This is a genomic window from Gordonia sp. NPDC062954 (assembly GCF_044543825.1).
GTDB lineage: Bacteria > Actinomycetota > Actinomycetes > Mycobacteriales > Mycobacteriaceae > Gordonia > Gordonia tangerina.
Window position 1 is genome coordinate 142,236 of record NZ_JBITWL010000006.1, and the last position, 13,994, is coordinate 156,229.

At 67.1% G+C, this 13,994-nt stretch carries 12 protein-coding genes; 7 read left to right on the forward strand and 5 right to left on the reverse strand.

What is annotated here, in order from left to right:
* Positions 1 to 10: 10 nt before the first annotated feature.
* Together ACIGKQ_RS08755 and ACIGKQ_RS08760 are read right to left on the reverse strand one after the other, a co-directional pair.
* Entirely contained in the window at positions 11 to 346 is a 336-nt protein-coding gene (locus ACIGKQ_RS08755) for a hypothetical protein (RefSeq protein WP_287015722.1), read from the reverse strand.
* Positions 343 to 2,193 carry a DUF4878 domain-containing protein gene (locus ACIGKQ_RS08760; RefSeq protein WP_396573236.1) on the reverse strand — a complete coding sequence of 617 codons (1,851 nt, stop codon included), beginning with the start codon at positions 2,191 to 2,193 and terminating at the stop codon, positions 343 to 345. The genes ACIGKQ_RS08755 and ACIGKQ_RS08760 overlap by 4 nt, the downstream gene beginning before the upstream one ends.
* Before the next feature lie 241 nt (positions 2,194 to 2,434).
* Between ACIGKQ_RS08760 and ACIGKQ_RS08765 the strand changes: the two genes are divergently transcribed.
* From ACIGKQ_RS08765 to ACIGKQ_RS08795, 7 genes are all read left to right on the forward strand, one after another.
* Positions 2,435 to 2,872, forward strand: a complete 438-nt coding sequence (locus tag ACIGKQ_RS08765) for a DUF3151 domain-containing protein (RefSeq protein ID WP_235724440.1) — start codon at positions 2,435 to 2,437, stop codon at positions 2,870 to 2,872.
* A 45-nt stretch (positions 2,873 to 2,917) separates the two neighbouring features.
* Positions 2,918 to 4,021 carry an aromatic acid exporter family protein gene (locus ACIGKQ_RS08770; protein WP_396573238.1) on the forward strand — a complete coding sequence of 368 codons (1,104 nt, stop codon included), beginning with the start codon at positions 2,918 to 2,920 and terminating at the stop codon, positions 4,019 to 4,021.
* Between the two features lie 73 nt (positions 4,022 to 4,094).
* Positions 4,095 to 5,018, forward strand: a complete 924-nt coding sequence (locus ACIGKQ_RS08775) for a cation diffusion facilitator family transporter (protein WP_235724442.1) — start codon at positions 4,095 to 4,097, stop codon at positions 5,016 to 5,018.
* Positions 5,019 to 5,072: 54 nt separating this feature from the next.
* Positions 5,073 to 5,696: a pyridoxamine 5'-phosphate oxidase family protein gene (locus ACIGKQ_RS08780; RefSeq protein ID WP_328715004.1), complete on the forward strand. Its 624-nt coding sequence runs from the start codon at positions 5,073 to 5,075 to the stop codon at positions 5,694 to 5,696.
* A 292-nt stretch (positions 5,697 to 5,988) separates the two neighbouring features.
* A complete protein-coding gene (locus ACIGKQ_RS08785; RefSeq protein WP_396573336.1) occupies positions 5,989 to 6,936 on the forward strand; it encodes an alpha/beta hydrolase in 948 nt (315 codons plus the stop codon).
* Positions 6,929 to 9,463, forward strand: coding sequence for an AMP-binding protein (locus tag ACIGKQ_RS08790; protein WP_287015718.1), 2,535 nt, complete (start codon positions 6,929 to 6,931; stop codon positions 9,461 to 9,463). The genes ACIGKQ_RS08785 and ACIGKQ_RS08790 overlap by 8 nt, the downstream gene beginning before the upstream one ends.
* Before the next feature lie 17 nt (positions 9,464 to 9,480).
* Positions 9,481 to 11,334, forward strand: coding sequence for a glycosyltransferase (locus tag ACIGKQ_RS08795; RefSeq protein WP_396573241.1), 1,854 nt, complete (start codon positions 9,481 to 9,483; stop codon positions 11,332 to 11,334).
* A gap of 4 nt (positions 11,335 to 11,338) precedes the next feature.
* On the opposite strand, the gene ACIGKQ_RS08800 is transcribed toward ACIGKQ_RS08795, so the two are convergent.
* The 3 genes from ACIGKQ_RS08800 to ACIGKQ_RS08810 are packed head-to-tail and all read right to left on the reverse strand — an operon-like array spanning position 11,339 to position 13,940.
* Positions 11,339 to 12,187: an ABC transporter permease gene (locus tag ACIGKQ_RS08800; RefSeq protein ID WP_287015716.1), complete on the reverse strand. Its 849-nt coding sequence runs from the start codon at positions 12,185 to 12,187 to the stop codon at positions 11,339 to 11,341.
* Entirely contained in the window at positions 12,184 to 13,008 is an 825-nt protein-coding gene (locus tag ACIGKQ_RS08805; protein ID WP_396573243.1) for an ABC transporter permease, read from the reverse strand. Before ACIGKQ_RS08805 ends, ACIGKQ_RS08800 begins: the two co-directional genes overlap by 4 nt.
* The gene (locus ACIGKQ_RS08810; protein WP_396573245.1) at positions 13,005 to 13,940 is read right to left on the reverse strand and encodes an ATP-binding cassette domain-containing protein; all 936 of its coding nucleotides are present in this window, start codon (positions 13,938 to 13,940) and stop codon (positions 13,005 to 13,007) included. The genes ACIGKQ_RS08805 and ACIGKQ_RS08810 overlap by 4 nt, the downstream gene beginning before the upstream one ends.
* Between the last annotated feature and the right edge of the window lie 54 nt (positions 13,941 to 13,994).

Genomic DNA, 13,994 nt, shown 5'->3' on the forward strand with positions numbered 1-13,994 from the left:
CAGGAGATGGTCAGAGGGTCGCGATTCCCACCACGACGCCCACCGCGAGCGCCGCCATGACCAGCGCCGCCATCACGACCGGCGGATCGAGGCGCTGCCGGCGGGCCGGTCGGGCGGTCGGAAGCGGCCGGGCTGCCTGGCGCTCGATCCGCAACGGCCGGGTCTGGGGTTCGAAGACAGGGGACTCTGGCAGCGGCGGGACCGCCGACAGCGGCAGACCGGCCAGCGGCGCATCGGATCGACGGTAGGCCGTACCCTGCGGAGCGGAATGCGGTGCGGGACCGTTCGGGTGATGTACCCACCTCGACTGGTGTCGGAGGGGTTCCGTAGGACCGGTGCTGGTCACTGCGGCGTGCACACCTTCCACTCCTCGCCGGATTTCTGCAGGTTGATGGTCACGGTCTGCGGCTGGTCGGGGTTGGCGCTCTGCACCGCGGACACCTCGACCACCGCCTGATCGCCCTCGCCGGTCAGCTTGACCGCCTTGATCTCGTCGATGCGGACCAGTTCGTCACGGGACTTCTGACCGTCGTAGATCTTCTGGAAGTCCGCGTCGCTGATCGAGGCGTAGAACTGATGCCGCTCGCCGCAGGTGACGGATCGCAGCGTGGCCAGATCGCCCTCGTAGAGAGCGGTCGAGAACTCCTCGGCGGCGTCGGCGGCCTCGTCGGCCGGGGCCGGGGGACGCAGGTTCAGATATCCGAAGACCGCACCGGCAGCTGCGAGTACGACGACCACGGCCGCCGCGACAATCCACCATCGGCGGCCTCCGCCGGACTTCTCGCCCCCGGACTTCTCGGCTGCGGACTTCCCGGCCCCGGACTTTCCGCTCCCAGACGTGCCGGACCCGGACGTCGTGGCCCGCTCCGCATCGCTTCTGGACGGGATGACCTCCGGCTTGTGGGCGGCGGTCGACCAGCCCTCGGCTGCGGACGTCTTGGTGGTTGCCGCCCCGGCCGCCCCGGCGGCAGCAGCACCGGTCGCGGCGGCGGCCGCGGCCGGGAACGCTTTCGTCGTACCCGACTTCTCGTCGTCGTCCTGACTGTCGGAGTCGGAGTCGCTCGCGGTGGCGGCAGCGTCGTCGACGTCGACCCACTCGTCGGTCGGGTCGTCGGCGTCGGTGTTGTGGTCGTCGGTCCCGCCGGCGTCGGCCTCGGCGCCGGTGGCGTCGGCATCGGATGCACCATCATCGGGTGTATTGCCATCAGCGGGAGCTTCGTCGGATTCGCCGTCGGCTGCGGGAGACGGCGCGGCGACCGTCTCGATCGACTCGAGGTCCTCGAGTTCGTCATCGTCGGGTAGGTCATCTCGTCGGATGACGGTGGTCGCCGAATCCGTGGGCCCGATCCCACCGCCGGGCTTCGCGCGCTCGGTCGGAGCCTCCGGCTCGGTGTCAACGTCGGCCGCGGTGGTGTCCGCGTCGTCCACGGCGCTGATGCTGTCGAGGTCTTCGAGCTCGGAGATCTCGGGCAGGTCCTCGCGTCGGATGACCGCGGTCGCGGAGTCGATGCCCCGGCCACCCTTCGGCTTCGGCCGGGTGGGCTCGGTCTTCACCGGCTCGGCGTCGGTCGTCTCGGCTGGGTCGGACGCGTCGTTGTCGGGCTGTTCGGTGTCGGCAGGTTCAGACCGGTCCTCCGCGGCGTCTCCGGCCTCGTCGCCGTTTCCGGCTGCCTCGTCGAGCGCTGTCGCGTCGTCCTCGGGGGCCGCGGGCTCGGCCTCGGCATCATCGGCCGATTCGGCGTCCGACTCAGCCTCGGTCTGCTGCTCGGGGGTGTCCTCGTCTTCGTCGGCGGTCCCGTCGGAGGCCTCCGGCGCTGCCTCGTCTGTCGACGAGTCATCAGAGGGGTGGGCGTCGGCGTCGGGCTCAGCATCGGAACCGTCGTCGGTCGTGTCGCCGGCCGTGACCTCGTCCTCTGCGGATTCCGCGGCGGTGTCGCGTTCGGGCTGGTCGTCGACCGCAGCGGTCGGGTCGGTTGACTCGTTCGCGTTCGTCGACGCGTCATCCGAGGAGGATTCGTTCAGGCCGTCGTTGTTCGTCTCGTCTGTCACCGCTGCGTCGTCGCCCTTCGTACTGTCGACCCAGGAATCGTCCGGACCACGACGGCCGGGTCGGGCCGCCTGGTCGTTACCGCGATTACGCCACGCCTGCAGGGCGCGGCCGATCAACGATCCGTCGTCGCGTGCTGAAGGCATCGTCGTCTACACCCCGCTTCCCCGGATGGAATCTGATCGGCGTCGGTGAGTGTGCGACGTTCCCCGCCGAAGGGGATACGTCGTGGCCGATCGCGCCACTCACCCTAGCGAATGGCCCCCCGATTCAGCACTCGGTGGGCGGTTCACACTGCTGACGGCATTGCCTGGCCCGCCCAACAGTCGGGTCGAGTGGACCGGCCGGCTCTCCGCCCGCGCCGAGGCGAGGTGCTTGAATGGTGTGGTGACTTCTTTCGGAGATCTCCTGGGCCCGCAGCCGGTGCTGCTCACCGGCGACGACGAGGCGGAATCGGACCTGCTCAACGGCACCGCACCCGCACAGGTCGCCGCCGCACACCCGACGGCATCCATCGCCTGGGCGTACCTGGCGGATGCGGCGCTCGAGGCGTCTGCGGACGGCTCGGACATCGGCAAGGTCATCGAGGCCTACGCGTACGCGCGCACCGGGTATCACCGCGGACTCGATCAGCTGCGTCGACACGGCTGGAAGGGATTCGGTCCGGTGCCGTGGAGCCATGAGCCGAACCAGGGTTTCCTGCGGTGCGTCGGTGCGCTCGCCCGTGCGGCCAACGCGGTCGGTGAGCAGGACGAGTATCTGCGGTGCCTGGACCTGCTCAACGACAGTGATCCAAGCGCTGTGACGCACCTCGGACTGGCGTGATCGACAGCCGGCGCGACCACTGATCGCAGAGATCGACCAACCGCCGTGACCGAATGGCTGCGCGTCCGCCTCAACGCGTTGCCAACTCCGCTGCATCGACGCGTCCGCCGACTGTGGCTGTCGATCGTCCCGATCATCCAGTGTTCGCTGGCAGCCGGGGTCGCGTGGTGGGTGGCTGTGGTGGTGTTCGGCCATCCGCAGCCCTTCTTCGCGCCCATCGCCGCCGTCATATCGCTCGGACTGTCGCTGGGCAAACGATGGCGTCGCTCGGCCGAATTGGTCAGCGGTGTGGTCATCGGGATCTTGGTCGGTGATCTGCTGATCTCGGTGATCGGCTCGGGTACGTGGCAGATCATCGTGGTGGTCGCACTCGCGATGACCATCGCGGTGTTCATCGACGACGGACCCCTGATCCCGATGCAGGCCGCGTCGTCGGCGGTGTTGGTGGCCACGTTGCTGCCGCCGGGTGGCGTGGGCGGCTTCCACCGTGCGATCGACGCCCTGATCGGTGGTCTCATCGGCATCCTCATCGGGGCGCTGGTCCCGGTGAATCCGGCGCATCGGGCCCGACGCGATGCCGCCGGCCTGCTTGCCACGATGCGGGATGCGTCGAGACGCCTCGCGAGCGGTCTGCGCGAGATGGACGAGGCCGAGGTCTTCGCCGCGCTGGCGTCCGCGCGGGGCACTCAGGAGGCCATCAACACGATGCGGTCCGACATGCGCGGCGGCAAAGAGGTCAGCGCCATCTCCCCGCTGTACTGGACGTCGCGCGAGCGGCTTCAGCGCATCTCGGCAACCGCCGACCCCATCGACAATGCGGTGCGCAACTTCCGCATCATCGCCCGGCGCGCGTTGGGCATGACGCAGCGCGGGGAGGCGCTCGACCCGGCCATCATCGACATCCTCGACGACATCGGCGAGGCCTTCGAGGTGCTTCGCGCGATGATGATCGCCAAACCGGGCGAGGAACCCGACCAGGCAGATGCCGCGCGAGTGCTGCGCAGCGTCGCGCGCAAGGCCAAACCCGAGCTCGTCGCACATAGTTCGCTGTCGGAGACGGCGGTGATGGCCGAGCTCCGTTCATTGCTGATCGACATGTTGATGATCAGCGGCCTGCGGCGGTCGTCGGCTGCGGCCACCCTGCGCTGACACCACGTCACGCCCATCGTGGGGAGCGCCACTCTTGTCATATATGCGAAAACCTGCATATATTGGCGGCGAGATGGGACATTCACATTCGCATTCGCACGGGCCGACGGCGGCCACCGCGACGTCGGCGGGTCATCGCCGGATCTGGCCGATGGCACTGGCCGCCGGAATCATCGCCGCGTACTTCGTCGTCGAACTCGTGACCGGCCTGCTGGTCGACTCGCTGGCATTGATCGCCGACGCCGGCCACATGCTCACCGACGTGGTGGCCCTGCTCATGGGTCTCGTCGCATTGCTCCTGGCCAGACACGGCTCGGCCACCGACGACCGCAGCTTCGGCTGGCATCGGGCCGAGGTGTTCACCGCCGTCGCCAACGCGGTCCTGCTCATCGGTGTCGCGGCCTTCGTGCTCTACGAGGCGATCCGCCGCATCGGCACCGACCCCGAGGTTCCCGGCTTGACGCTCATCGTGGTCGCGCTCATCGGGCTCGCCGTCAACGTCGCGATGATGATGCTGCTGCGCGCCGACTCCCGGCAATCGATCGCCGTACGCGGCGCCTACCTGGAGGTCCTCGCCGATGCGGTGGGCAGTGTGGGGGTGTTGGTCGCCGGTGTCGTCGCACTGACCACGGGGTGGGGGTACGCCGATGTCGTGGTGGCGGTGCTGATCGCCCTGTGGGTGGTACCGCGGGCGGTGCGACTCGCGCTCGATGCGATGCGCATCCTCAACCAACAGGCTCCGGCACATGTCGACGTGGAGGCTCTCCGGCGCGAGTTGGCCGCCATCCCGTCGGTCGACGACGTCCACGATCTGCACGTGTGGACGTTGACCACGGGGATGGATGTGGCGACGGTGCACCTCGACAGCGATTGTTCGAACACCGATGTGCTGGCCGCCGCGCAGGTGGTCATGGCCCGCCACGGACTCGAACACGCAACCATCCAGGTGGATCCGGCCGCGGTGCAACGTCGCTGCCGCGACGAACTCACGTGGTGACTGCAATCGTTATTCGGTGGCGTGTACCGGTGTCGGCTGGGCATTCTGACACCCATGACGACCGACGAACTCGCAACTCTCACACGTAAGCCCGACCGCGCCGGTGATCGCAGACTGCTTGACGAGGTCCTCGACGAAGCGCGAGTGGGAGTGCTGTCCACGGTCACCGACGATCGCCTCCCGTGGTCGGTACCGATGCTCGCCGCCCGTGACGGTGATCGGTTGTTGATCCACGGGTCGTCGGGGGCCGGTGCGTTGCGGCACGTCGCCGCCGGTGCGCCGGTGACGTTCACGGCGTTTCTTCTCGACGGACTGGTGGTTGCGGAGACGTTGTTCGATCATTCGGTGAACTATCGGTCAGCGGTCGTGCGCGGGCGGCTGCAGCCGGTCGACGCTGACGACGCTTCCCGGGCACTCGACATCTTCTCCGATGCGATCCTGCCCGGCCGCAGTGCCGAGGTGCGTGCGCACACGCGTAGAGAACTGTCGGCGACGGCGATCCTCGCGTTGCCGATCATGGACGGGTGCTGGCTGGCGAAGGCGCGCGCCGGCGGACCCGGAGACGACGGGGCCATCGGGTGGACCGGACACGTACCGATGAAGACCGTCTACGGCGATCCGGTGACCGCGACGCCGGGTGCGGTGCCGGCGTCGGTGCGGGGTCTGCTGGAGCGGTGATTCTTGGTCTCCGGAGGGTCGGTTCTCCGACATCGCTTGCGGCTCAACGGACGTTGCACTTTTCGGGTGATTGTGCCGGTCACAGGCCCGCCGGTTTCGCGGCCCCTGCCGGGCAATGTGTGTAAGGTAGGCTAAGCTAACTTGCATGTGTAGGGGTGTTTCCGGTTTGAATCGACTGATGACATCCTCGGCGCCGTTTTCAGGGGCGCGTTGTGAAGCTCAGCGAACCTCGCCACGACGCCCGCGGTGGTTCGGGCGCACGGTGATAGCGACGATTCTGCTCACCGTGGTGATGTCACAGTTCGGGCCCGGACCGGCCGACGCGCGCGACCCCGACCAGCGCGCCACGCTCACCGGGCTGACTCAGGTCGACGGGACCCTCTGGCAGATGATCGTGCGATCGCCGGCGATGGGGATCGACATTCCGTTTCAGGTGATCCGTCCGGCCGGTGCCCCAATCGGCGCACCCACCCTATATCTGCTCAACGGCGCCGGCGGGGGAGAGGACGGGGCCAACTGGCTCGCGCAAACCGACGCCCAGCAGTTTTTCGCCGGCAAGTTCGTCAATGTGGTGATTCCTGCACGTGGTCTCGGTAGCTACTACACCGACTGGATCGCCGCCGATCCGCAGGTGGGGCAACCGATGTGGGCCACCTTCCTGACCGATGAGCTGCCCGGCGTCGTCGATGACGCATTGGGCACGAACGGTCGCAATGCCATCGCCGGACTGTCGATGTCGGCGACGTCGGTACTCGACCTGGCGACCATCGCGCCGAGCCTGTACCGGTCGGTGGCCTCCTACAGTGGCTGCGCCCGCACCAGTACCCCGGAGGGCGAGGCCGCAGTCCGGGGCATCGTCTACACCGCTGCCGGTGGCAATGCCGACAACATGTGGGGTCCGACGGGATCGCGGCAGTGGCGCGCACACGACCCGTATGTCAACGCCGAGAAACTTCGCGGAACCCACCTCTACCTGTCCAGCGGCAGTGGTGCACCGGGACGGTACGACACGCCGAGCGCGCAGGCGCCGGGTGCCCCGCCGATCGCCAACCAGATCCTGGTCGGCGGCGCGTTGGAGGCGGCCACCCGCGCGTGTACCGAGGCGATGGCGAACAGGTTGCGGCAGTTGTCCATTCCGGCGCAGGTGCACCTCCCATCCACCGGCACCCACTCCTGGGGGTACTGGCAGGACGAGTTGCACCGGTCCTGGCCGACATTGGCGGCAGGGCTCGATGGCTGAGCCGGCCACCACGGTCGCCCGGTGGCGCGCGGTAGCCGGCCGTTACGCGGATGCGATCGCGGTGCGCAGCCCGGATGGTTCGCTCACTTATGGTGCGGCCCGTGATCGCGCCGACGAACGCGGCCGCGCGCTGGCCGCCGCCGTCGACGAACCCGGCCGGCCGATCGCCGTCGACGTCGAGTCCGATGTCGACTCTGTCCTTGCCGTGCTGTCGGTGCTCTGCTCCGGCCATCCGGTGATCCTGCTGGACCCGCTGTTGCCCGCGGAGCGGCGCGAACACATCCTCGCATTGTCGGGGGCCCGACGGTTCGATCCCGCGTCAATGGCAGCGTTGCCCCCGTCCGATGCTCCGGTGCCCGAGCCCGACCCGCTCGATCCGTCGATCCTCGTCTTCACCTCCGGCTCCACCGGAAAGCCCAAGGGGCTCATCCACTCCCAACGAGGCTGGGTCAACCAGGCCACCGACGGTCGCGAGTTCCTCGGTCTCGGGCCGGGTGATCGGATGGCCGTGCTGTTGCCGATCAGCTTCGGTGCCGGCGTCGACTGCCTGGTGATGGGTTTGCTAAACGGGGCCACCCTCCTGCTGTGGGATGTGCGCCGGCGCACCACTACCGGCCTGCGTGACTGGCTGTGTGCCGAGGCCGCGACGACCGCGCACTGCACGCCGTCGCTGCTGCGGTCGTGGCTCGGTGACCTCGACACCGACGCCGCACTCCCTGAACTGCGCCTGCTGTCGACCTGTGGTGAACCCGTCCGCGGTGCCGATGTGACCCGGGTGCGGCGCACCGTGATGCCGTCCGGCACGTTCTGCAGCTGGTCGGGTTCCTCGGAGATCGGCAATCTCGCCTTCAACCTCTTCGGGCCGGACCGCGCAGTGCCCGATGGGGCCGTGGCCGTGGGCATTCCGGCCGGTGACAAGCATGTGCGGATAGTCGACGACAACGGCGACGATGTGGACGCCGGCGACGTCGGGGAGATCGTGGTGGAGTCGGGTCACCTGGCGTCGGGTTACCACAACGACCCCGAGCTCACGGCGCAGCGGTTCGAACCGATCGGAGATGGTCGGTCGCGCTTGCGCACCGGAGATCTGGGCCGTTTCGATGACAGTGGGATGCTGCATCTGCTGGGTCGGCGTGATGATGCGATCAAGGTTCGGGGCTACCTGGTGGAGCCCGCCGAGGTGGAGACCGCGCTGCGCGCGATGCCGTGGACCGTCGACGCCGTGGTGTCGGCGAATACCGAACGTACCCAACTCATCGCCCACGTCGCCGTTGATCCGTCGAAGTGGACTCCGTCGCCCGCTGAAGTTCGGACAGCGCTCGCCACGACGCTGGCGCCCTGGATGATTCCCCGTGACGTCGTCATCATGACCGACCTTCCGCGAAATGAACGCGGGAAGGTGGACCGAGCGGCCCTCCCGGCTCCCTCGCCCCGACCGACACCGAAGCCTCCTCGTGGACCGACGGAATCGACGCTGTCCGTGCTGTGGCGCGACGTTCTCGGCCTCGAGCAGGTCGGTCGCGACGAAGATTTCGTTGAGCTGGGTGGTGATTCGTTGGCCGCGGCCACCATGTTCGCGGATCTGGAGCATCGTTTCGGGGTCCGGCTGAACACCGCGATGCTCGCGACGGCGCCGACGATCGCCGACTTTGCCCCGATACTCGACGCCGCCAATGCGGAGCGCTCGGCAGCCGCGAGTGGCGAGACGCTTGTCCGCCTTCGGGAGGGCGTCTCAGAACCACTGTTCCTGGTCGCCGGTGCCGGAAGCCTCGCCACGAGTCTCACCGCGCTGGCGCGAGAACTCGATTCGGATGGGGCGATCTATGCAATCCAGGCACACGGCATCGAAGGCAGGGGGCGAGCGGATAGATCGATCCGTTCTGCAGCCCGCCGAGTGATTGCGGACATTCGCTCAGTCCAAGCCCACGGGCCCTACCGGATTGGGGGATATTCGCTGGGTGGTTTCGTAGCGATCGAAGCAGCAGCCCAGATGGCGCAACAGGGCGAGCCCGGTGGTCCGGTCGTGGTGCTGGATGCGCTCATCGACCCTGTGCTCGCCCGACGGCTGCAGGGGCGGAGATTTGGTCTGCCGAGGCGACGGAAGAGCGATACTCCCTTTCCTGCAAGGGGTATGGATGCGTTGCCCGATCGTGCCGGCACCTCACAACCCGTGGACGATAGGCCTCGGTGGCAGCGCGCCTGGAACGTGATTGCGATGAACGGGCTGATGCTGACGGCCGGAGTGGTCCGCCTGCCCACGACATTGCAGTGGGCCGTCTTCTTCGATCTGGGAACCCGGATGATTCGCCGCCACCGTCCGAGTCCGTTTGCGGGTCCCATCACAATGATCCGGGCACGCACCAATACCGACGACATGTCGCTCTGGTCGCATTTCACCACCGGCGCGGTGACGGTTGTCGATGTCGGTGGGGACCATCACTCGATGGTGCGGGTGCCCTATGTCGCCGAGACGGCCCGAGTCGTCGACGAGGTTCTGCAGGACCCGGCAAGGCAGGCGGCGCAGTGAAGGAGTGGCCATCGGTGGTGGCGGTCGTTAGTGCATTCGAGCCGGATGAGAGTCTCGTCGAAACCGTAGAATCAGTTCTCGGACAAGTTATTCAGGTAATCATCGTGGATGACGGTTCACCCTCCCTGGCTGTGGATCCGGACGGTTCGGTTCGCGACGTGCTCGACAGCTGCGCACAGATGGGTGCGACTGTCATCGAACTACCCGCCAACGGTGGCATCGCTGCTGCGCTCAACCGGGGAATCGAAGCTGCACTGGCCGACGGTGCTGATGCCGTGCTGACACTGGATCAGGACACCCGGATCGGGCCTGACTACGTTCGCCGTATGATCGACCATCTCGATCTTGCAGCTTCGCTTGGGATGTCCACAGTGATGTTGTCGCCCAGCGAGATCAACGGGGACGTCGCGCCGTTCTGGTTTGCCCACCGGGGCCTGACGCTCGCGTTCGAGCCGTTGCAGTCGGGGATGCTGTTCCCGCGTGGTCTGTTCGCCGCTGTCGGACTGTTCGACGAGAGTTTGTTCATCGACTGCGTCGAGACCGAGTTCTACCTGCGGGCAAGGGCACACGGCGCCCATGCTCTGGTGGTTCCGGGCGCTGCGATCGACCACAGTCTGGGGCGGACCGCGGTCTGGCGGCCGCCGCAACCGCTACGGTGGTTGATGCGTGGCCGCGGGGCGGGGATCGAGTTCTCCGAGGACGCCCCGTTCCGGCACTACTACATCGCACGGAATCGGTTGACCCTCTATCGTCGTTACTGGCGCTCTGAGCCGCTGTGGACGATGGTTTCACTGGTCAAGGACTCCGCGATCCGAGGTCGGGCGATGATGATCGGGTCGCGCCGAATGTCACGCATCTACCTCACTGCCAGCGGCTTCCGTGCCTCCTGGCGCGGTGAGACGGGCCGGATTCCGGCGCGAACCCTACGTCGGAGCCGAGGTCGGCGCGCAGCGGAAGCCCCGCGCGAACGGATTACCCGGCAGCGGCCGCGGACTCCGTCCTCGGTCTCCGTAGTCATCCCGGTCCGCAACGCCGTGGATTCGATCGACGGTCAGCTTGCGGCGCTGGCGGAACAGACATACCCGGGCTGGTTCGAGGTGCTGCTTTGCGACAACGGCTCGGACGATGGCCTTCGGCAGCACATTCAGCAGCATCGGTTGCGTGTCGACGTGAACATGAGAGTGGTGGACGCGTCGGCACGTGTGGGCGCATCATATGCCCGCAATGTCGGGATCTCGGAGTCCGAAGGCGATCTCATCGCCTTCTGCGACGCAGACGACATGGTGCATCCGCAGTGGTTGGAGCGGCTCGTCGCCTGCGCCGCCCACCACGACGTGGTCAGCGGAGGTATTGAGACCACGACCCTGAACGATCCCGAGGTCATAGCCTGGCGCCCCATGCCGCCGTCGGCAGTTCCTTTCGAGTTGCCTGGATTCCTACGCGTCGTCACCGGGGCGAACATGGCTGCGTGGTCGGATGTGCTGGCCGCCGCTGGCGGTTTCGACGAGGCGTACACGCGGGGCTACGAGGACGCCGACCTCGCGCTCCGAGTGCAGCTGCAGGGCGGCACGGTGGGACACGCTGCCGATGCTCTCGTCGCTTACCGCCTCCGTGACAGCCTGCGTGGACTCTGGTCGCAGTCGGTGACCTACGGCCAAGGTCTTGTCCAGTTGTTCTCGGACTACCGTGGCTATGGGATGCGTGGCAGGCCGCTGTACTACCTACTCGACCTGTTGGCTTTCTTGATCCTGCGGAACCCGCTTCTGCCCCAACGGTTGACGCGGGTTTCAGGGGGCCATTGGCTGTTTCACGCCGGAAACCTCGTCGGTCGGATCCGGGGTAGCATCCGGCATCGCCGATACTTCGTGTGAGCCGTCAGCCGCGCATCGATGCGCGGCGGTAGCCCACCATCGCCGGACCGGTGAACGCAACGAGTAGCGCGGCGGACCAGCCGAATGTGAGGAGCAAGGGACCGAGCAACGCAGAGTCGGTGGCGATCGCTTTGATGGCCTCGACCCCGCAGCTGAGCGGTTGATACTGAACGATTGGCCGGAGCCAGGCCGGGTAGGCGTCGGCGGGGACGAATCCGGTGTTGAAGAACATCGCCAGATTGGTTCCGATAGCGACCCATTCGACGATGTGTGAGTCGCGGCTGAGCAGCGCCAACGCGGTCACCATCATCGAGAACGAGAGGCCGAAAGCGAGCGACACGCCGATGATGCCCGCGAAACCGGCCGGGCCGGAATCGACGTGAAATCCGATCAGGGTGCCGACCATCAGCACGAATACGACGGTGATGACGATGCGAACCGCCTCGGCAGCGAGCCGGCCCGTCATCGGGGCGGCTCGATGGATCGGCAAGGCGCTCATCCGGGTCAGCAGCCCCGATGTCCGTTCCCGGCGCAATCCGAGTCCGCTGATCGAGGCGCCCGACATGGCGCCGATCAGCGCGACCATCGGCACCATGCCGAATGAGTATGGCGTGCCCGCGTGATCACTGACAGAACGGTCGAGCACCAGCCAGAACAGCATCACCATCAGAGCCGGGAACAGCAGGGACTGCAACAGGGTGACGGGATCCTTGGACCACTTGACAAGGATGCGGTGCGCCTGCAGTCCACTTCCGCGAACCAGCGCGCGCAGGCTGGGTTCGGAGGCGCGGCGCTCGCACCTCGGGAAGGGGAGGCGATGCGCCGTGTTGGAATCGCGGATCTCGATCGTCATGGGTACAACCGCCGATGGGTCTGCGTGTGGAATGCGGCCAAGAGGACGACCACCGCGAGCGCCGCCAACCAGATCAGTGCCGGCAGTGCGGTGTTCATCGTCAGTTCACCCGCAGCGAGGTCGCGCATCGTCGCGGCGAAGTGGGAAATCGGCTGGTTGCGTGCGAATGGCTGAGCCCAGCCGGGGAAGCTGTCCTCCGGTACGAATCCGGTCGACAGCAGACCGAGTACGAGCTGCGGCAACACCAGCAGTTGCGACGTGGCCTCGGCGTTGCGTGCTATCAGCCCCAGCGAGTCGGCGCCGATGGCGAGCACGAGGCCGACGGCGAGTGCGAATGCGATGAAACCGATCGTGTCGAGTGTGCTGCCATCGAAGGAGAACCCGAGCAGTGCTCCGAAGACGAGGGCCGCGATCACCGAGATCACCGATCTGATCATCGAGGTGCTCATCCGGGCGAACAGCGGAACGAGGGGGCGAACGGGCATCGACGCCATCCGGCGACTCATCCCGCGCAGCTTCTCCAGCGTCGCCCGTTGCGCTGCGGCGACCGCGGTGAATGCTATCGCCTGCAGCACGATGATCGGCATGAGGAACTGCGCGTAGTCGATACCCCGGTCGGCCATGATCAGCCGTAGCGGTAGATAGAAACCGAGCGCGAACACCATCGGCATCACCACTGCGATGACGAATTCGCCCTCGGAGTGGGCCGAGCGAACGGCACGTCCGGTTGCCGCGACCCACTGCCGCCAGAACACCGGACCGCGGACGAATACGGCCGGGTCGGATCGGTCCGGCCACACTACCGGGAGGCGCGCCGTCATCCGCCGACGCCCACGTGGTCACCGGGCGGGCCGGTGAGGGTCAGGAAGACGTCGTCGAGGGTCGGCTTGCGCAGACCCACATCGAGCAGCCGCACACCGGCGGTGCGCGCGAGCGCGATCACCTGCTCCATGGTCGCCACGCCGTCGGGTGCGGTGAGGGTGACCGCACCATTCGCCGAAGCCGAAGGACGATGTGCCGCACCGAGTTCACCGGCGATGGCCGCAACGAGCGTTGCACTCTGGGTGGGATCATCGAGGATCGCCTCGCAGTAGGTGCCGCCGACCTGCTGCTTGAGTGAGTCGGCACTGCCCTCGGCGACCACACGTCCGCGGTCCATCACGATGATGTTGTCGCTGAGCAGATCGGCCTCCTCCAGGTACTGCGTGGTGAGCAGGGTGGTGATGCCATCGGCGCGCAGCGTCTCCACCAGTGACCACACTGCCTGCCTGCTGCGGGGGTCGAGGCCCGTGGTCGGTTCGTCGAGAAACACCACCGATGGCCGGGTGACGAGGCCGCACGCGATGTCGAGGCGTCGGCGCATGCCGCCGGAGTAGGCGTACACGGGCCGCTTGGCGGCGTCGGTCAGCCCGAATCGTTCCAGGAGGTAGTCGGCACGTTCGCGGGCGGCGCCTCGCCGCAGACCCAGCATGCGGGCGAAGAAGACGAGATTGTCGCGGCCGCCGAGGGTTTCGTCGAGCGCCGCGTACTGTCCGGTCATCGAGATGGCGTTGCGGACGCCGGCCGGATCATCGATCAGATCATGTCCACACACCTGCGCAGACCCGGAATCGGGCTGGATCAACGTGCACAGCACGTCCACCAGGGTGGTCTTCCCGGCCCCGTTGGGCCCCAGGATGCCCAGTACCCCGCCGCGCGGCACATCGAAGGACACACCGTTGAGGGCATGGACCGATTCGAACGACTTGTGCATGTCGCGAACCTTGACGGCCAGATCTACAACTTGCGTTGAGGCTTTGTCGCCCTT